At 72.4% G+C, this 18267-nt stretch carries 16 protein-coding genes; 5 read left to right on the forward strand and 11 right to left on the reverse strand.

Features of this window, described 5'->3' with window-relative positions; genetic code table 11:
• Positions 1-509 precede the first annotated feature (509 nt).
• Entirely contained in the window at positions 510-1511 is a 1002-nt protein-coding gene (trpS, locus tag ACFYV5_RS13120; protein WP_355113029.1) for a tryptophan--tRNA ligase, read from the forward strand.
• An 80-nt stretch (positions 1512-1591) separates the two neighbouring features.
• Here trpS and proC read toward each other — a convergent pair whose 3' ends face one another.
• The 5 genes from proC to ACFYV5_RS13145 form a co-directional block, all read right to left on the reverse strand.
• On the reverse strand, positions 1592-2401 hold the full coding sequence (gene proC / locus ACFYV5_RS13125; protein ID WP_355113031.1) for a pyrroline-5-carboxylate reductase: 810 nt from the start codon (positions 2399-2401) through the stop codon (positions 1592-1594).
• An 85-nt stretch (positions 2402-2486) separates the two neighbouring features.
• On the reverse strand, positions 2487-3224 hold the full coding sequence (locus ACFYV5_RS13130) for an ABC transporter permease (protein ID WP_389167917.1): 738 nt from the start codon (positions 3222-3224) through the stop codon (positions 2487-2489).
• Positions 3221-4015, reverse strand: coding sequence for an ABC transporter ATP-binding protein (locus ACFYV5_RS13135; protein WP_389167921.1), 795 nt, complete (start codon positions 4013-4015; stop codon positions 3221-3223). The genes ACFYV5_RS13130 and ACFYV5_RS13135 overlap by 4 nt, the downstream gene beginning before the upstream one ends.
• An 88-nt stretch (positions 4016-4103) precedes the next feature.
• Positions 4104-4640 (reverse strand): hypothetical protein, encoded by a 537-nt coding sequence (locus ACFYV5_RS13140; RefSeq protein ID WP_389167924.1) that lies wholly within the window; start codon positions 4638-4640, stop codon positions 4104-4106.
• Positions 4641-4672: 32 nt separating this feature from the next.
• Positions 4673-4987, reverse strand: coding sequence for an SH3 domain-containing protein (locus ACFYV5_RS13145; RefSeq protein WP_389167927.1), 315 nt, complete (start codon positions 4985-4987; stop codon positions 4673-4675).
• A 157-nt stretch (positions 4988-5144) separates the two neighbouring features.
• Here ACFYV5_RS13145 and ACFYV5_RS13150 point away from each other — a divergent pair, with 157 nt between their 5' ends.
• Positions 5145-7277, forward strand: a complete 2133-nt coding sequence (locus tag ACFYV5_RS13150; RefSeq protein ID WP_389167930.1) for a PQQ-binding-like beta-propeller repeat protein — start codon at positions 5145-5147, stop codon at positions 7275-7277.
• A gap of 90 nt (positions 7278-7367) precedes the next feature.
• Here the strand turns inward: ACFYV5_RS13150 and ilvD are convergent, their stop codons facing one another.
• From ilvD to ACFYV5_RS13170, 4 genes are all read right to left on the reverse strand, one after another.
• Entirely contained in the window at positions 7368-9221 is a 1854-nt protein-coding gene (gene ilvD, locus ACFYV5_RS13155) for a dihydroxy-acid dehydratase (protein ID WP_389167933.1), read from the reverse strand.
• Between the two features lie 128 nt (positions 9222-9349).
• The gene (locus ACFYV5_RS13160; protein WP_389167936.1) at positions 9350-9961 is read right to left on the reverse strand and encodes a TetR family transcriptional regulator; all 612 of its coding nucleotides are present in this window, start codon (positions 9959-9961) and stop codon (positions 9350-9352) included.
• Positions 9958-10794: a sugar phosphate isomerase/epimerase gene (locus ACFYV5_RS13165; protein WP_355113038.1), complete on the reverse strand. Its 837-nt coding sequence runs from the start codon at positions 10792-10794 to the stop codon at positions 9958-9960. The genes ACFYV5_RS13160 and ACFYV5_RS13165 overlap by 4 nt, the downstream gene beginning before the upstream one ends.
• Positions 10795-10904: 110 nt before the next feature.
• Positions 10905-11837, reverse strand: coding sequence for a Ppx/GppA family phosphatase (locus ACFYV5_RS13170; RefSeq protein WP_389167940.1), 933 nt, complete (start codon positions 11835-11837; stop codon positions 10905-10907).
• Between the two features lie 40 nt (positions 11838-11877).
• Between ACFYV5_RS13170 and ACFYV5_RS13175 the strand changes: the two genes are divergently transcribed.
• Positions 11878-12789 (forward strand): hypothetical protein, encoded by a 912-nt coding sequence (locus ACFYV5_RS13175; RefSeq protein WP_389167943.1) that lies wholly within the window; start codon positions 11878-11880, stop codon positions 12787-12789.
• A 20-nt stretch (positions 12790-12809) separates the two neighbouring features.
• On the opposite strand, the gene ACFYV5_RS13180 is transcribed toward ACFYV5_RS13175, so the two are convergent.
• Positions 12810-14519 carry a hypothetical protein gene (locus tag ACFYV5_RS13180; protein ID WP_389167946.1) on the reverse strand — a complete coding sequence of 570 codons (1710 nt, stop codon included), beginning with the start codon at positions 14517-14519 and terminating at the stop codon, positions 12810-12812.
• A gap of 188 nt (positions 14520-14707) precedes the next feature.
• Between ACFYV5_RS13180 and radA the strand changes: the two genes are divergently transcribed.
• Both radA and disA read left to right on the forward strand, forming a co-directional pair.
• Complete coding sequence (radA, locus tag ACFYV5_RS13185) at positions 14708-16111, forward strand: DNA repair protein RadA (RefSeq protein WP_355113046.1); 1404 nt, start codon at positions 14708-14710, stop codon at positions 16109-16111.
• A 138-nt stretch (positions 16112-16249) separates the two neighbouring features.
• Entirely contained in the window at positions 16250-17308 is a 1059-nt protein-coding gene (disA, locus tag ACFYV5_RS13190) for a DNA integrity scanning diadenylate cyclase DisA (protein WP_329125588.1), read from the forward strand.
• Between the two features lie 122 nt (positions 17309-17430).
• On the opposite strand, the gene ACFYV5_RS13195 is transcribed toward disA, so the two are convergent.
• Positions 17431-18258 (reverse strand): hypothetical protein, encoded by an 828-nt coding sequence (locus tag ACFYV5_RS13195; protein WP_389167950.1) that lies wholly within the window; start codon positions 18256-18258, stop codon positions 17431-17433.
• Positions 18259-18267: the final 9 nt, after the last annotated feature.

Below are 18267 nucleotides of genomic sequence, written 5' to 3' on the forward strand. Positions count from 1 at the left end.
TCCGGCCTTCCGGCGTTTCCGACTCTATCAGATCCTTTCGGGCCTGATTCCCAGTCAGAGGGGATTGTCTTTGCGGCTGTTGGGCCGTTCCGACGAGTGAGACTTTAGCGGATTCCTGGCCCCCGACGCTAATCGGGCGGCTCACGCTCAAACCTTCGAACGCGGATTCCTCATTTCGCAAAAGTGCACGGAAAGCATGACGACGCGACGAAGCATCATCATCTTCTCGTGGTTCCTGCGGAATGGCTGTCCGGGGCCGACCGGGGTCGGTGCTCACGTCGGACAACTCGGAGAACACTACGGACCGGGTAATCCCGTGTCAACCCCGGTCCCTCGGCGTACTCTCCCCGTATGACGACGCATGCGCACACCACCCAGTGGTGGGCCGCCTGAGGGCGGCCCGCACCCACGCATGCATCAGCGGCCGCCGACTTCGGCGGCCGTTCGCGTATCCCCTCCGGGAGTGCGGCCGACGGGTCGGCGCACAGGAGAGAGGGAGAACGAACGTGGTGAAGAGGATCTTCAGCGGGGTCAAGCCGACCGGGCATCTGACACTGGGCAACTACCTCGGGGCCGTACGGCGGTGGGTCGAGGTCGACCAGCACGAGGCCGACGCGCTGTTCAGCGTGGTGGATCTGCACGCCTTGACGGTCGAGCACGATCCGGCCCGGGTTCTGCGGCTCAGCCGGCAGGCGGCCACGCTGCTGCTCGCCGCCGGCCTCGATCCGAAGCTCTGCACGGTGTTCGTGCAGAGTCACGTGGACGAGCACGCTCGGCTCTCGTACCTGTTGGAGTGCACGGCCACCGACGGTGAACTGCGGCGGATGATCCAGTACAAGGAGAAGGGCGCTCGGGCGCGGGCCGCCGGGGAGAGTGTGCGGCTGTCGTTGCTGACGTATCCGGTGCTGATGGCGGCCGACATCCTCGCCTACGGCACCGACGAGGTGCCGGTCGGTGAGGACCAGACGCAGCATGTGGAGCTGGCCCGCGATCTGGCGGTGCGGTTCAACCAGCGGTACGGGCATGTGTTCACCGTGCCGAAGGCGACGCATCCCCGGGTGGCCGCGCGGGTCATGGATCTGCAGGACCCGATCTCGAAGATGGGGAAGTCGCACGAGAGCGGGGCCGGCATCGTCTATCTGCTGGACGAGGCGGACGCGGTCCGGCGGAAGATCATGCGGGCCGTGACGGACAGCGGACGGGATGTCGTGTACGACCGGGAGGCCAGTCCCGGCGTGGCGAATCTGCTCGATCTGCTGGCCGCTTCGACGGGTGGGAACCCGGAAGCCCTGGCCGGTGTATATGAGTCGTACGGATCTTTGAAGCGGGACACGGCGGACGCGGTGGTCGAGATGCTGCGGCCGGTCCGGGAGCGGCATGCGGAGCTTGCGGCCGATCCGGGGCATGTGGACCAGGTGCTACGGGACGGGGCCGAGCGGGCCCGGGGGATGGCGCGGCCGTTGGTGGACCGGGCCTATCGGGCGATCGGGCTGATGCCGGCCGCCGGGTGACGGAAGCGGGTGTCGACGGAGGAGGTGGTGAAGGGGGTCTCGGCCGGGGTGCGCTGACCCCGGCCGGGAGGGCGGGTACGTCAGCCGTTGCCGGAGGCAAGCTCGCGGCTGCGGTCGCGGGCGGCCTCGAGGGCGGCGATGAGGGCGGCTCGTACCCCGTGGTTCTCGAGTTCACGGATGGCGCTGATGGTGGTGCCGGCGGGGGAGGTGACCGCCTCGCGGAGCTTGACGGGGTGTTCGCCGCTGTCGCGGAGCATCACGGCGGCGCCGATGGCGGCCTGGACGATCAGGTCGTGGGCCTGGGCGCGGGGCAGGCCGAGGAGGATGCCGGCGTCGGTCATGGCTTCGACGAGGAAGTAGAAGTAGGCCGGGCCGGAGCCGGAGAGGGCGGTGGCGGCGTCCTGCTGGGACTCGGGGACGCGCAGGGTCTTGCCGACGCCGCCGAAGATCTCCTCGGCGTGGACGAGGTGCTCGGCGGTGGCGTGGCTGCCACCGGAGATCACGGACATGCCTTCGTCGACGAGGACGGGGGTGTTGGGCATGACGCGGACGACGGGGGTGCCGGCGGTGAGCCGGTCCTCGATGAAGGAGGTGGGGATACCGGCCGCGGCGCTGATGACCAGGCGGTCGGAGGCGACGTGGGGGGCGAGTTCGTCGAGGAGGCGGCCCATGTCCTGGGGCTTCACGGCGAGGATGAGGGTGTCGGCGCGCTTGGCGGCCTCGGCGTTGGTGACGGGCTCGACGCCGTAGCGGGCGCGCAGTTCTTCGGCGCGCTCGGTGCGGCGGGCGGTGACCAGGAGGTTCGCGGGGCGCCAGCCGGCCCGGATCATGCCGCTGAGGAGCGCTTCACCGATCTTGCCGGTGCCGAGGACTGCGACGGTCTGCGTCATGGCTCTGTTCACCTCGCCGTGGATGCGTATGTGTCGCCATCCTCGCACCGTGCGCCTTCGCTCGTGATCCGTGTCCGAGGGGCGGTCACGCCGTGCGGCGACGGAGGGTGGCCGCGCCGAGGGCGAGGACGAGCAAGGCGCAGCCGGCGACGACGAGGGCGTCACGGATGAAGTCGGCGGTGATGTCGGTGTGCCGGAGGACCTCGTTCATGCCGTCGACGGCGTACGACATGGGCAGCGCGTCGGAGATCGCTTCGAGGACGGGGTGCATCTGGTCGCGGGCGATGAACAGGCCGCAGAGCAGCAGCTGGGGGAAGATCACGGCCGGCATGAATTGGACGGCCTGGAACTCGGAGGCGGCGAAGGCGGAGACGAAGAGGCCGAGGGCGGTGCCGAGGAGGGCGTCGAGGAGGGCGACGAGAAGGAGGAGCCAGGGCGAGCCGACGACGTCGAGGCCGAGGAGCCAGAGGGCGAGACCGGTGGCGAGGGCGGACTGGACGATGGCGAGGAGGCCGAAGGCGAGGGCGTAGCCGGCGATGAGGTCGCCCTTGGCGAGGGGCAGGGCGAGCAGGCGTTCCAGGGTGCCGGAGGTGCGTTCGCGCAGGGTGGCGATCGAGGTCACGAGGAACATCGTGATGAGCGGGAAGATGCCGAGCAGCGAGGCGCCGATGGTGTCGAAGGTCCGGGGGCTTCCGTCGAAGACGTACCGGAGCAGGAGGAGCATCAGGCACGGGACGAGGAGCATCAGGGCGATCGAGCGGGGGTCGTGGCGCAGCTGGCGCAGGACGCGGGCGGTGGTGGCGAGGGTGCGGGCGCTGTTCATCGGTGGGCCTCCTCAGGGCGGGCGGCCGCGAGGGCGTCGGCGGCGTCGACGAGGTGGAGGAAGGCGTCCTCGACGGTGGCGGTGTCGTTGCGGCGGCGCAGTGCTTGAGGGGTGTCCTCGGCAAGGATCTCGCCCTCGCGCATGAGGAGCAGTCGGTGGCAGCGTTCGGCCTCGTCCATCACGTGGGAGGAGACGAGGATCGCGGTGCCGCGGTCTTCGGCGATGCGGTGGAAGAGGTTCCACAGGTCGCGGCGGAGGACGGGGTCGAGGCCGACGGTGGGTTCGTCGAGGACGAGGACCTCCGGGGTGCCGAGGAGGGCGACGGCGAGGGAGACGCGGCTGCGCTGGCCGCCGGAGAGCCGGCCGGCGAGGGCGTCGGCGTGTGAGGCGAGGTCGACGTCGTCGATGGCTCGGGCGACCGCGGTGCGGCGGTCTTCGCGGTGGGTGCGGCCGGGGAGGAGGACGGCGGCGAAGTAGTCGAGGTTCTGGCGGACGGTGAGGTCGTCGTAGACGGACGGCGCCTGGGTGACGTAGCCGATACGGGAGCGCAGGGCGGGGTCGCCCGCGGGGCGGCCGAGGACCTGGAGGGTGCCGGTGACGTGGGCCTGGGTGCCGACGACCGCGCGCATGAGGGTGGACTTGCCGCAGCCGGAGGGTCCGAGGAGGCCGGTGATCCGGCCTGCCGGGACGGTGAAGTCGAGGCCGCGCAGGACGGTGCGGTCGCCTCGTACGGCGGTGAGGCCGTGCGCGACGATGGCCGGCTGCGCGACCTCGCCGGTGTAATTCATCATGTGATGAATAGTGCGCGTGGGGGTGCGCAGCGTCAAGCACTCCGGCGACGCCGGAGTGCTTGAGGGGTGGGGTCGATGCCGGGTCCGGCTACCTGCGCTTGGGCTTCTTGCGGGCCGCCGGGTTGCCCGCACGGGCGCCGCGGCGCTTCTCGTACTGGCTGCGGGCCGTCTCGTACTCCGCGCGGCGCAGCTTCTCGCCGGGGGCCTCGACGAGGCAGCGGAAGGCGTAGGCGAGGAGCGAGCCGATGAAGCCGATCATCTTGAGGCTGCGCAGCGCATCCTCGCGGGCCGGGTCGGCGGGGCGGCGGACGAAGCCCTCCCAGGTCTTGCGGAAGGCGATGGCGCTGCAGATCGCGAACATCACGATGACGAGCGTGTTCACGAAGCCGCCGACGGCGGCGATCGCCAGCCCCTCGTAGGCGAACCGCAGGACGAAGCAGCCGGCCGCGGCGGCGGCGAGCGCGCCGACGGCGAGGCCGGCGCGGCGCAGCCCGTAGCCGCCGCTGCGGTCGACCCACGTCGTCCCGAAGAAGCGGATCTCCTCCGGCCGCGGACCGGCGGGGGTGCCGCCGACCGCGCCCTTGGCGGTGCTGTCGGGCTTGGCTGTCTGGTCTTCGTCGCTCACGGGGTCGATTATCCCCGGGGGCGGAGGAAGGGTCAGCCGCAGCGGCGGGCGACGTAGCCGTCGCTGCCGGTCTTCACGTACGCGTCCGAGATGAATTCGCCCGGCGCGATGTTGTCCCAGATGTTCGTGGTGCCGTACGGGCCCGAGATCCACTCGCCCGGCGTCTGGCAGTAGATCGGTACCCGGACGTCCACGGCGAGCGTCCGCACGATGCGGAACTGCGTGCCCGGACCCGAGCGCACATTGACGCGGTAGCCCGGCGCGACCGGGTAGCGCACGACGCTCATCGTGGCGACCCCGTCCAGCTCCGCGACCGCGGTCGCGTCGTTCGTCTCGTCAACGCCCATGGCGTCCCCTCCCCCGTTGGCGCAAAGCGCTCCACTGCGATTCACTCTCTGCGACGCGCAGGCTAGCAAGCCCCACCGACATCGAGTGCGCCATGGACTAGGCTCCGTGCGTCGCGCACGCGCGCGGCCTCAACGGGGAACCACACGGGGGTTGGCTATGCCGCCGTTGCGCAGTACCGGCGCCGACCGGGAAGCGGAAGGACCTGAGTACGCGGGCGAGTACCGCCTCCAGGCCTGCCTCGGCGCGGGCGGCATGGGAGTCGTACATCTGGCCACCTCTGCCTCCGGGCTGCGGCTCGCGGTCAAGGTGGTGCACGGACAGTACGCGGAGGACCCGGAGTTCAGGGCGCGTTTCCGCCAGGAGGTGGCCGCCGCGCGGCGGGTCAGCGGCGCGTTCACCGCCCCCGTCGTGGACGCGGACCCCGATGCCGTACGTCCCTGGATGGCGACCCTCTACGTCCCCGGCCCCACCCTCGCCGACCAGGTGAAGCGGAACGGCCCGCTGTCCCCCGCCGAACTGCGTCGGCTGACAGCCGGACTCGCGGAGGCGCTGCGCGACATCCACCGGGCCGGTGTCGTCCACCGCGACCTCAAGCCGAGCAACGTGCTGCTCACCGACACCGGACCGAAGGTCATCGACTTCGGCATCTCCCGGCCGTTGGACAGCGATCTGCACACGGAGACGGGGAAGCTGATCGGGTCGCCGCCGTTCATGGCGCCCGAGCAGTTCCAGCGGCCCCGCGAGGTGGGCCCTTCGGCGGACGTGTTCGCGCTTGGTTCCGTACTGGTGCACGCGGCCACCGGACACGGGCCGTTCGACTCCGACAGCCCGTACATCGTCGCGTACCAAGTCGTGCACGACGAACCGGATCTGTCAGGGGTTCCGGAGGACCTCGCGCCTCTTGTCGCCCGCTGCCTCGCCAAGGAACCGGCGGAGCGCCCGACTCCGGCCGAGATCATGGCGGCGCTGCTGCCACCCTCGTACGAAGCGGCGGCCTTCATACCGGCCCAGCGCCGGCCTCCCGCGCTGCCCGCGCCCCAAGCCGGGTCGTCGGGATCCTGGGACGCGGACACTCCGGTACGGGCGCCCGCGCCGCGCGCCCGCCGACGGCTCCGCCCGTTCGCCATCACGTCCCTGCTCGTCGTCCTGGCGGCCGGCGGAACGTTCGCGGCGCTCCGCACGGCCGGCGGTGACGCCCCGACCGCCGATCCGCGCCCGGCGGAGGCGGCCGCGGTCTTCTCCGGCTGGCAGACCAGACTCCAGAAGGACGGCGACCCGGCCGCCCCGGCCTGCACCCACGCCGCCGGCGCGCTCTACTGCACCGGCCGGGGCATCACGCTCGCCCGGCTCGACCCCGTCACCGGCCGCGTTCTCTGGTCGCATCCCGCAGCGGCCGGGGAGCCCGTCTCCGCCCCCGTACCGTCCGGTGGTCTGCTCGGGACCGTCGCCGCCGACGGGACCCTGCGGACGTTCGCGGCGGACCGGGGCGCCCTCGTGTGGGACACCGGAGCCTCCGCCCACCAGGCCGGCGCCTCCCCGGCCGGGGACACCCTGCTCTTCCCGACCTCCACGGCCGCGGTCCGGGCCGTCGACGGTGCGACGGGGAAGCAGCGATGGCGGCACTCCCTGCGCGGCTTCACCGCGCCCCGCTTCGGCCCCTACGACGAGACGTCGGGGCTCGTGCCCGTCTTCGAGACCACGAACGGCGGGACGCGCACGTCGCTCGCGGGCCTGCGGCCGCGGACCGGCGAGGTCGTCTGGCAGAAGCGGCTGGAGGGAGACCTCGTGCCCATGGGGACGGGCGACAACGGCGTGCTGTTCCTGCGCTCCACGACCTCGGACTCCCAGACCGACGCCGTCGTCCGCTACGACCCCGCCGATCACTCCGTACGCCGCGTCCCGCTCCGCTACCGGCTCGACGAGCCGCGAACCGCCGTACACGGCACCACCGCGTACCTCCTCGATGCCGCCGGCCGGCTCACCGCGCTCGACACCGCCGCGCCCCGCGGCCGTGTCCTCTGGGAGCTGGAGACCGCCGCCGGGAACGTGTCCGCGCCCGTTCTCGGGGCCGGGGGCCGGCTCTATCTCTCCGCGTCCGACGGGCGGCTGCTCGCCGTCGACACCGCGCGCGGTGCGCTGATCGGGCAGACGAAGCCGCGGCTCGGCGACGGCCGGCTCGGATACGCGCCCACCGTGCCCGCGCCCGTCGTCGCCGGGGACCGGGTGTTCGGGACCGCGCCCGACGGGTCCGTGTTCGCCGTGGACGGGCGGGACCCGTCCGCCTGGTGAGGAGGGGCCGCCTCACCCGGCGCGCACGAACGCGGGGAGCGAGCGTTTCCGCCCACTCCCCGCGTCATCGGAGTCCTGAAACCGCCGGGCTCAGCCCAGCTTCGTCACGTCACGCACCGCGCCCTTGTCGGCGCTCGTCGCCATCGCCGCGTACGCCCGCAGCGCCGCCGACACCTTGCGCTGACGGTTCTTCGGGGCGTAGACGCCGCCCAGCGCCTCGCGGCGGGCCGCCAGCGTCTCCTCGTCGACGAGGAGCTCGATCGAGCGGCTCGGGATGTCGATACGGATCCGGTCGCCGTCCTCGACCAGCGCGATCGTGCCGCCGGACGCCGCCTCCGGCGAGGCGTGGCCGATCGACAGGCCCGACGTACCGCCCGAGAAGCGGCCGTCCGTCACCAGCGCGCAGGTCTTGCCCAGGCCCCGGCCCTTGAGGAAGGAGGTCGGGTAGAGCATCTCCTGCATGCCGGGGCCGCCGCGCGGGCCCTCGTAGCGGATGACGACCACGTCGCCGTCCTTGACCTGCTTGTTGAGGATCTTCTCGACGGCCTCGTCCTGCGACTCGCAGACGACCGCCGGGCCCTCGAACGTCCAGATCGACTCGTCGACACCGGCCGTCTTCACGACGCAGCCGTCGACGGCGAGGTTGCCGCGCAGCACCGCGAGGCCGCCGTCCTTCGAGTACTTGTGGGCCGCGTCGCGGATGCAGCCGCCGGCCGCGTCCGTGTCGAGGCTCTCCCAGCGTTCGGACTGCGAGAAGGCGGTCGCGGAACGGACGCAGCCGGGCGCCGCGTGCCACAGTTCGACGGCCTCGTCCGACGGGGAGCCGCCGCGCACGTCCCACGTCTCCAGCCACTCCTTGATGGAGCGCGAGTGGACGGTGTGGACGTCCTCGTTGAGGAGCCCGGCGCGGTACAGCTCGCCCAGGATGGCGGGGATGCCGCCGGCGCGGTGGACGTCCTCCATGTAGTACGTGCCGCCGGGCGCCACGTTCGGCGCGACCTTGGCCAGGCACGGCACGCGGCGCGAGACCGCGTCCATGTCGGACAGGCCGTAGTCCAGCTCGGCCTCCTGGGCGGCGGCGAGCAGGTGCAGGATCGTGTTGGTGGAGCCGCCCATGGCGATGTCGAGGGCCATGGCGTTCTCGAAGGCGGCGCGGGTGGCGATGGAGCGCGGCAGGACGGAGTCGTCGTCCTCGTCGTAGTAGCGACGGGTGATGTCGACGACCGTGCGGGCCGCGTTCTCGTACAGCGCCCTACGGGCGGTGTGGGTGGCGAGCAGCGAGCCGTTGCCGGGGAGGGAGAGGCCGATGGCCTCGGTCAGGCAGTTCATCGAGTTGGCGGTGAACATGCCGGAACAGGAACCGCAGGTCGGACAGGCGTTCTCCTCGATCCGGAGCATGTCCTCGTCCGAGATCTTGGGGTTCACCGCGTCGGACATCGCGTCGACCAGGTCGAGCGTGCGGACCGTGCCGTCGACGAGCGTGGCGCGGCCGGACTCCATCGGACCACCGGAGACGAAGACCGTCGGGATGTTGAGGCGCAGGGCGGCCATCAGCATGCCGGGGGTGATCTTGTCGCAGTTGGAGATGCAGATCAGGGCGTCGGCGCAGTGTGCCTCGACCATGTACTCGACGCTGTCCGCGATCAGGTCGCGGGAGGGCAGGGAGTACAGCATGCCGCCGTGGCCCATCGCGATGCCGTCGTCGACGGCGATCGTGTTGAACTCGCGCGGGATGGCTCCGGCGGCCGTGATGGCCTCGGAGACGATCCGGCCGACCGGCTGGAGGTGGGTGTGGCCGGGGACGAACTCGGTGAAGGAGTTGGCGACGGCGATGATCGGCTTTCGGCCGATGTCCGCGCCAGGTACACCGGAGGCGCGCATAAGGGCGCGTGCGCCCGCCATGTTGCGGCCGTGGGTGACAGTGCGGGACCTCAGCTCGGGCATCGTCGCTCGCTCCTCGTGATGGGTGTGCTTGCTCTCGAGCGTACGCCGACGGACCAAGATCTGGACAGCGTGTCCGTATGCCGGACCGGATGTTCAGCTTTCGGTCAGGCTCGAACGTCAGGCGGGCCTCACGCCTCGGTGAGGTAGCGCTGGAGCGTGGGGGCCACCATCGCCACGATCTTCTCCGGATCGGCGGTGGCGAGCGGCTCGACCTGGACGACGTACCGCAGGATCGCGATCCCGATCATGTGCGAGGCCGCCAGCTCCGCGCGGAACTTCGGGTCCGGTACGTCGAGGTCGGCCGCGATCCGCTCCAGCAGCCGACGCAGCACGAAGCCGCGCAGCACCTTCGCGGCCGCTTCGTGGGTCAGCGCGGAGCGGATGATCGCGAGGAGCGGGGCTCGGGTGGCGGGGTTCTCCCAGACGCCGATGAAGAAGCGCGCGAGCCGTTCGCCGATGGCGTCGCGCGGGCCTCCGATGATCGCCGGGACGACGGTCGCGGGCTCGAAGGAGACCTCGATCGCGGCGGCGAAGACCTCGTCCTTCGTACCGAAGTAGTGGTGCACGAGCGCCGGGTCGACCTCGGCCGCCTTGGCGATGCCGCGCACGGACGTCTTGTCGTAGCCGCGCTCGGCGAACTGCGTGCGGGCCGCCTCCAGGATGCGTTCGCGCGCGCCCGGGCCGGACTCCTCCTCGGTACGCGACGGGCGGCCGCGCCGACGCGGGGCCGGTCCGGTCATGGGCGGGGGGCCCGGGACGACGGTCGGGCCGCCGAGGCCAGGTGCAGCCGGGTGAAGGCCAGGGCCTCCGCGAGGTCGGCCTCGCGTTCGGCGGCTGACATCGCCCGCCGGGTGTTGACCTCGATGACGACATGGCCGTCGAAGCCGGTGAGCGCGAGACGCTCCAGGAGCTCGGCGCAGGGCTGGTTCCCGCGCCCCGGCACGAGGTGCTCGTCCTTGGCCGAGCCCTTGCCGTCGGCGAGGTGGACATGGCCGAGGCGGTCGCCCATGCGGTCGATCATGGCGAGGGTGTCCGTGCGGGCCGTCGCGGTGTGCGACAGGTCGATGGTGAAGTGACGGTAGTCGTCCTTGGTGACGTCCCACTCGGGGGCGTACGCGAGCATCTCGCGGTCCTTGTACCGCCAGGGGTACATGTTCTCGACGGCGAACCGGACGTCGGTCTCGTTCGCCATCCGCCAGATGCCGTTGACGAAGTCGCGGGAGTACTGGCGCTGCCAGCGGAACGGCGGGTGGACGACGACGGTGGTGGCGCCGAGCTTCTCGGCAGCCGCCTGGGCGCGCTGGAGCTTGACCCAGGGGTCGGTGGACCAGACGCGCTGGGTGATGAGCAGGCAGGGCGCGTGGACGGCGAGGACCGGGACCTGGTGGTAGTCCGAGAGGCGGCGCAGGGCCTCGATGTCCTGGCTGACCGGATCGGTCCACACCATGACCTCGACACCGTCGTAGCCGAGGCGCGCGGCGATCTCGAAGGCCGTCGCCGTCGACTCCGGATAGACCGAGGCCGTCGACAGGGCGACCTTCGCATCCGGGATGCGCACCACTGGTTCTGCCACGAAGGACAGGGTACGGGGCGTGGCAGGGCCCCGGGGAAGTGGTTCCGGTCACGCCGGGGAGCGGACGGGTGTGAGCACGAGGCCCGAGGGGCGGGGTGGGGAGGCAGACGCTACAGCTCCGGCAGGTGGTCCAGACGGCGCAGGATCACGCCCTCGCGCAGCGCCCAGGGGCAGATCTCCAGTTCGTCGATGCCGAAGAGGTCCATCGCCGCCTCGGCCACCAGCGCCCCCGCGAGCAGCTGACGGGCGCGGCCCTCCGAGACGCCGGGGAGGCCGGCGCGCTGGTCGACCGTCATGCCGACGAGCTTGGGGACCCACTCCTCCATGGACTTGCGGGTCAGGACGCGCTCGACGTAAAGCCCCTCTCCGGAGCCGGGCGCCCCGGCGATCCGGGCGAGCTGCTTGAAGGTCTTGGACGTGGCCACGACGTGGTCCGGCTTGCCGAAGCGGCTGAACTCGCCGACCGTCCGGGCGATCTGGGCCCGTACATGCCGGCGCAGTGCCCGTACGTCGGCCGGGTCGGCCGGGTCTCCGGGCAGCCAGCCGGAGGTCAGCCGTCCCGCGCCCAGCGGCAGCGAGACCGCCGTGTCCGGCTCCTCGTCGATGCCGTACGCGATCTCCAGCGAGCCGCCGCCGATGTCGAGGAGGAAGAGCTTGCCCGCGGACCAGCCGAACCAGCGGCGGGCCGCGAGGAAGGTGAGCCGGGCCTCCTCCCCGCCGGTGAGGACCTGCAGGTCGACGCCGGTCTCCCGCTTCACCCGCTCCAGGACGACGTCGGCGTTCGACGCCTCGCGCACCGCCGAGGTCGCGAACGGCAGCACCTCCTCGCAGCCCTTGTCCTCGGCGGCCTGCAGAGCCCCCTGGACCGTCGCGATGAGCCGCTCGACGCCGTCGGGAGCGATGGCACCCTCCTCGTCGAGGAGCTCCGCAAGCCGCAGCTCCGCCTTGTGGGAGTGGGCGGGCAGCGGGCGGGCGCCGGGGTGGGCGTCCACCACCAGCAGGTGCACCGTGTTCGAACCGACGTCGAGGACTCCGAGTCTCATGGGCGGAACGCTACTGCTCCCGCCCGCATACGCTGGGCGTGTGCCAAAGACGAACAAGGCGAAGCCGGGCAAAGACAGCGCCGCCAAGGCTCTCAAGCCGCCGAAGAAGCTGGGCAAGGCCCTCGGTCCGGTCGAACCGGACGAGAAGGGGCTGGACTTTCCGCGTGCCTGGGTCGAGTTCCCCGACCCGGCCGACGACGAGCAGGTCTTCCGCTGTGACCTGACCTGGCTCACCTCGCGCTGGTCCTGCGTCTTCGGCAGCGGCTGCCAGGGCATCCAGGCGGGCCGCGCCGACGACGGCTGCTGCACGCTGGGCGCCCACTTCTCCGACGAGGACGACGAGAAGCGGGTCGCCTCGCATGTGGCGCGGCTCACGCCGGAGCTGTGGCAGTTCCACGACGTCGGTACGGAGACGGGCTGGACGCAGGTCGACGAGGACGGCGACCGGCAGACCCGCCGCTGGGAGGGGTCCTGCATCTTCCAGAACCGCCCCGGGTTCGCGGGCGGCGCCGGCTGCTCGCTGCACATCCTGGCCCTCAGGGAGGGCAAGGAGCCGCTGGAGACCAAGCCGGACGTCTGCTGGCAGCTGCCGGTGCGGCGCACGTACGACTGGATCGAGCGGCCCGACGACACCAAGATCCTCCAGGTGTCGATCGGTGAGTACGACCGGCGGGGCTGGGGTCCGGGCGGCCACGACCTGCACTGGTGGTGCACCTCGGCGACCTCGGCGCACGGGGCGGGGGAACCGGTGTACGTGACGTACCGGCCCGAGCTGACCGAGCTGATGGGCAAGGCGGGGTACGACGTGCTGGTGGAGCTGTGCGAGGCCCGGCTGGCCTCCCAGCTGCCGCTGGTGGCCCCGCACCCGGCGGACCCGAAGCACCCGACGCGGCCGACGCACCCCACGGACCCGAAGCACCCGACGCACCCCGCGGACCCGACGCCGCGATAGCCGCCACGGGTCCGTCGGATCTACGACGCCGGCGGGGAGTCCGATCCGCTCGGCGTTCCCGGGTCCGTGGACGGTGAGGGCTCGCCCGTGGGTGCCGGGTCCGTCGTCGGCGGAGGGGTCGTCGGCTCCGTGGTCGGGGGCGGTTCCTCGGTCGTGGGCGGAGGCGTCGTCGGCCCCGTGGTCGGAGGCGGCGTCGTCGGGCCGGTCGTCGGAGGGGGCTCCTCCGACGTCGGGGGCGGCGGGGTGCTCGCGCCGCGTCCGTCGATCCGCACCACCGCGCCGGAGGGGTTCACCCCGACCCTCCCGGACCAGGCGCCGACGGGCTCGCGCGCGTGGTCGACGCTGATCCGTACCGTCACCGACTCGCCCGGCCGCAGGGTGCCGGACGCCTGGCTCACGTACAGCCAGGGCGCGTCCGACCACAGCGACCAGTCGACGGGCGAGCCGCCGGACGCCGTGAGGGTGAGCAGCGTCGTGTCGCCGTCGGACCGCGCGGCGACCGTGATCCGTCCGGGGCCGGGCTGTCCGGGCAGGGTGGGCCCGACCGGCCCGCCGGGGCTGACCACCTCGACCGAGACGTCCGGGGAGCGGCTGCCCTGCGTGAAGCGGGAGTCGGGGGAGGTGTGGGCGTTGCCCGCGTTCTCGTACGGGGTGCCGTCGAGGCCCGCCGGTTCGTCCGCCTCGCGCGCGGTGACCGGGGCGCCCGCGCGGCCGTCCTCGCCCGTCGGACCGCCGCGGTACGAGGCCCACAGGGCGAGTACGGGGGCCGCGACCACGGCCGCGACGACGGTGGTCGTCACCGCGCGGGCCCGCATCCGGTCGCGGCGGGCCGCGTGGTCCTTGGGATCCATCGGGAAACCGGCGGGCCCGAAGCGCGGTGCGGCGGCACGCGCGCGTGGGGCGTGCAGCATCGCCATGTACGCGGCCGACCGGGGCGCCTCGACCAGCGGGAGCCTGGCCGGGGAGACCGCCGTCGCGCCGGGCCACGGGCCACCGGCGCCCGCCCGCTCGGCGGCGCGGCGGCAGCGCGGGCAGTCGTCGACATGGCGGACGAGTTCGGCGCGCAGGGTCGCGGAGAGCAGCACCTGGTGGTCGCCGGTGAGCCGGGCGACGGTGGGGCAGTTCCCGGTCTCGACGACCGCGAGCGCGGCCCGGGTCCGCTCGACCTCGCAGGCGGCGGAGGAGAGCAGCTCCCGGGCGGCGAGGGGGTCGAGGGAGAGCACGGCGGCGACGTCGCGGTGGCCGAGGCCGTGCCGGACGGCGAGCTCCAGGGCCTCGCGCTGCTCGGGGGTGGTGCCGGCCGCCTCGGGCCAGGCGAGCAGGGCGAGTTCCGCGCGCCGGCGCTCGGCGACCTCCTCGGAGACCCGCGGCGGCTCGGGCTCGGCGGCGGCGGGGCGGCCGGTGTGCGCGCCCTGGCGCTTGCGGCGCTGCTCGCCGAGGCCGCGCAGACAGGACCAGCGGGCCAGCGCGTAGAGCCAGGCCTTGCGGCCGTCCGCGTCGGACGGGCAGCGGCCGTGGTGGCGTTCGGCGACGGCGAGGACGTCACCGAGGGCGGCGGTCGCGGCGTCGTGGTCGCAGAGCACGGAGAGGCAGTAGGTGAACAGGCCGTCGAGATGGGCCTCGTAGCGGGCGGGCGGGTGCTGGCCGACGGTGCGGGGGCCTTCGGCCGCCCGGCGGTGCGCCCGGTGTGCGCCGGTGGTGTTCGTGGAGGATTCCAGCCTGCTGCTCATCACTGGGCGACCGTAGGCAGGACTGGCCGGACTCTTCGTACCGGTTGAACACTTTTAATCCTTACGGGTGAAGGTATCCCTCAAAAGGGGACAGGAGGGCGGCATTCCAGCGACGCCGGTCCTTCCGCGGTGGCGGCGGTCTCCGGGCTCGGCAGCCGTTGTCAGTGCCGCCCGCTACGGTTCGGTGCATGGCTGCCCGTACGAAATCCGCCAAGGACAGGCCGTCCTACCGCTGCACCGAATGCGGCTGGACGACCGCCAAATGGCTCGGCCGTTGCCCTGAGTGCCAGGCCTGGGGGACGGTCGAGGAGTACGGCGCGCCCGCCGTCCGCACGACGGCCGCCGGCCGGGTCTCCACTGCCGCGCTGCCCATCGGCCAGGTCGACGGCCGGCAGGCCACCGCGCGCTCCACCGGCGTCGACGAGCTGGACCGGGTCCTGGGCGGGGGTCTGGTGCCCGGTGCGGTCGTGCTGCTCGCCGGCGAGCCGGGCGTCGGCAAGTCCACGCTGCTCCTCGACGTCGCCGCGAAGGCCGCCAGCGACGAGCACCGCACGCTGTACGTCACGGGTGAGGAGTCCGCGAGCCAGGTCCGGCTGCGGGCCGACCGGATCAACGCGCTGAGCGACCATCTGTACCTGGCCGCCGAGACCGACCTGTCCGCCGTCCTCGGCCACCTCGACGCGGTCAAGCCCTCGCTGCTGATCATGGACTCGGTGCAGACCGTCGCCTCGCCGGAGATCGACGGCGCGCCGGGCGGCATGGCCCAGGTGCGTGAGGTCGCCGGCGCGCTGATCCGCGCCTCCAAGGAGCGGGGCATGTCCACGCTCCTGGTCGGCCATGTCACCAAGGACGGGGCCATCGCCGGACCCCGCCTCCTGGAGCACCTGGTCGACGTCGTCCTGAGCTTCGAGGGCGACCGGCACGCGCGCCTGCGGCTGGTCCGCGGGGTGAAGAACCGGTACGGGGCGACGGACGAGGTCGGCTGCTTCGAGCTGCACGACGAGGGGATCACGGGCCTGACGGACCCCTCCGGGCTGTTCCTGACGCGGCGCGACGTCGCCGTGCCGGGCACCTGCCTCACGGTCACGCTGGAGGGCCGCCGGCCGCTGGTGGCCGAGGTCCAGGCGCTGACGGTCGACTCCCAGATCCCCTCCCCGCGCCGGACCACGTCCGGTCTGGAGACCTCCCGGGTCTCGATGATGCTGGCCGTCCTGGAGCAGCGCGGCCGGATCACCGCGCTGGGCAAGCGGGACATCTACTCGGCGACGGTGGGCGGTGTGAAGCTCTCCGAGCCGGCCGCCGACCTGGCGATCGCGCTCGCGCTGGCCTCCGCCGCCAGCGACACCCCGCTGCCGAAGAACCTGGTCGCGATCGGTGAGGTGGGGCTCGCGGGCGAGGTCCGCCGGGTCACGGGCGTGCAGCGGCGCCTGGCCGAGGCGCACCGCCTCGGGTTCACGCACGCGCTGGTCCCCACGGACCCGGGGAAGGTGCCGGCGGGCATGAAGGTGACGGAGGTGGCGGACATGGGCGAGGCGCTCAGGGTGCTGCCGCGCAGCCGCCGGGCGGCGGCCTCCAAGGGGGAGGACGGGTAGCGGTCGGGGCGAGAAGAGGGTGTGCTCCGGCGCGCGGCGGAGGGGCGCGGGGCGGTGTCGCTAGACTTTGCCCTGGTCTCGCCCATCCGTACGAGCCGGAGGAGTGCAGTGGCAGCCAAGGACGGGAACGAAGCGCTGATGCGCGCGGCCCTCAGCGCGGTCGCTCCCGGCACCGCACTGCGCGACGGCCTCGAGCGTGTTCTGCGGGGCAACACCGGTGGTCTGATCGTGCTCGGCATGGACAAGACGGTGGACTCGATGTGCACCGGCGGCTTCGTGCTGGACGTGGAGTTCACCGCGACACGGCTGCGTGAGCTGTGCAAGCTCGACGGCGGGCTCGTCCTCGACAAGGACATCTCCAAGATCCACCGGGCCGGTGTCCAGCTCGTGCCGGACGCCTCCATCCACACCGAGGAGACCGGCACCCGCCACCGCACCGCGGACCGGGTCTCCAAGCAGTGCAACTTCCCGGTGGTCTCCGTCTCCCAGTCGATGCGGCTCATCGCCATCTACGTGAACGGCGAGCGTCGTGTCCTGGAGGAGTCGGCCGCGATCCTCTCCCGCGCCAACCAGGCGCTGGCGACCCTGGAGCGGTACAAGCTCCGTCTCGACGAGGTCGCCGGCACGCTCTCCGCGCTGGAGATCGAGGACCTGGTGACCGTCCGGGACGTCACGGCCGTCGCCCAGCGCCTGGAGATGGTCCGCAGGATCGCCACCGAGATCGCCGAGTACGTCGTCGAGCTCGGCACCGACGGCCGGCTGCTCTCCCTCCAGCTCGACGAGCTGATCGCGGGCGTGGAGCCCGAGCGCGAGCTCGTCATCCGCGACTACGTGCCCGAGCCCACCGCCAAGCGCTCCCGCACGGTCGCCGAGGCGCTCACCGAGCTCGACGCGCTCACCCACGCCGAGCTTCTCGAACTGCCGATCGTGGCCCGAGCCCTGGGCTACAGCGGCTCCCCCGAGACCCTCGACTCCGCGGTCTCCCCGCGCGGCTACCGGCTCCTCGCCAAGGTCCCGCGGCTGCCCGGAGCGATCATCGAGCGGCTCGTGGAGCACTTCGGCGGGCTGCAGAAGCTGCTCGCGGCCAGCGTGGACGACCTGCAGACCGTCGACGGCGTCGGCGAGGCCCGGGCGCGCAGCGTCCGTGAGGGTCTGTCCCGCCTCGCGGAGTCCTCGATCCTGGAGCGGTACGTCTGACCGCACGGGATGACAGCGCACGAATGACCGCACCCGGATGACCGCGCACGGACGCGTGTACGCGGAAAGGGGCCGTACGGAGTTTCCCGTACGGCCCCTTTCCCTTGCTCGTGCTCGTGCTGTCAGTCCTTGGCCAGCGTGAACGAGGCCGGCAGGACCTTCACGCCCGGCATCGCCGCCTCCACCAGGTACGTCCCCGGTCCCACCGGGCCCGCGGGAGCGGTGGCGCACCGCGGGGCGCTGCGGCCGCGGTCCCACTCCACGGTGTGCGTGATCGCGGAGCGCGCGGGGATCCGGAGCAGGACGGCGCCGGCCGGACGCGGGCAGTCCTGGGACGACCAGACGTCGTCGTCCTTGGCGTCACTGACCGTCAGGACCGCGTTCTTCGGGCCGAGGTCGGCCTTGCAGTCGACGGTCGAGGTGTTCTTGGCGACGAGGTGGAAGCGGGGCTTCTCGCCCGGCGCGTACGAGACCTTGGCGCTGCTGAGCGTCAACTGCAGGGCTCCGGGGGCGCAGTTCGGCAGGGGCGAATCGGCCGGAACCTGCTGGCCGGCGCCCGTACCGGCACCGCCGTCGCCGCCCGCGCCGTCGGTGTCGCCGTTCTTTCCGCCGACCTCGGCGCCGGTGCCCGTACCGTCCGTGCCGCCTGTTCCGCCGTCGCCTCCGGCACCGCCGTCGCCACCGGAGTTCTCGCCGGAGTCGCCCGACTCGTCCCGCCCGCCCGGCTGTTCACTGATCGCGGGACCGGAACCGGACGGTCCGGGAGTGATCGAGGGCGCGGGAGAGGAGCCGTTGGCGGCGTCGTTCGTCTTCTTCCCGCCACCGCCACCGATGGTGACGGCCCAGAGCGCGAGCGCCGCGAGAAGTGCGATCAGGCACAGCGCGACCGCCCTCCGTCGCCAGTAGATGGAGGAGGGAAGCGGCCCGACCGGATTGCGCAGTGATCCCACGGCACGAAC

Source organism: Streptomyces sp. NPDC003035 (assembly GCF_042888285.1).
Taxonomy (GTDB): Bacteria; Actinomycetota; Actinomycetes; order Streptomycetales; family Streptomycetaceae; genus Streptomyces.

What these genes read in the sequence shown, in the direction of transcription:
- proC (WP_355113031.1), bottom strand. Translation starts at nt 2,401, where the DNA reads ATGACGCAGACCGTCGCAGTCCTCGGCACCGGCAAGATCGGTGAAGCG.
- ACFYV5_RS13130 (WP_389167917.1), bottom strand. Translation starts at nt 3,224, where the DNA reads ATGAACAGCGCCCGCACCCTCGCCACCACCGCCCGCGTCCTGCGCCAG.
- ACFYV5_RS13135 (WP_389167921.1), bottom strand. Translation starts at nt 4,015, where the DNA reads ATGATGAATTACACCGGCGAGGTCGCGCAGCCGGCCATCGTCGCGCAC.
- ACFYV5_RS13145 (WP_389167927.1), bottom strand. Translation starts at nt 4,987, where the DNA reads ATGGGCGTTGACGAGACGAACGACGCGACCGCGGTCGCGGAGCTGGAC.
- ACFYV5_RS13150 (WP_389167930.1), top strand. Translation starts at nt 5,145, where the DNA reads ATGCCGCCGTTGCGCAGTACCGGCGCCGACCGGGAAGCGGAAGGACCT.
- ilvD (WP_389167933.1), bottom strand. Translation starts at nt 9,221, where the DNA reads ATGCCCGAGCTGAGGTCCCGCACTGTCACCCACGGCCGCAACATGGCG.
- ACFYV5_RS13160 (WP_389167936.1), bottom strand. Translation starts at nt 9,961, where the DNA reads ATGACCGGACCGGCCCCGCGTCGGCGCGGCCGCCCGTCGCGTACCGAG.
- ACFYV5_RS13170 (WP_389167940.1), bottom strand. Translation starts at nt 11,837, where the DNA reads ATGAGACTCGGAGTCCTCGACGTCGGTTCGAACACGGTGCACCTGCTG.
- ACFYV5_RS13180 (WP_389167946.1), bottom strand. Translation starts at nt 14,519, where the DNA reads ATGAGCAGCAGGCTGGAATCCTCCACGAACACCACCGGCGCACACCGG.
- radA (WP_355113046.1), top strand. Translation starts at nt 14,708, where the DNA reads ATGGCTGCCCGTACGAAATCCGCCAAGGACAGGCCGTCCTACCGCTGC.
- disA (WP_329125588.1), top strand. Translation starts at nt 16,250, where the DNA reads ATGCGCGCGGCCCTCAGCGCGGTCGCTCCCGGCACCGCACTGCGCGAC.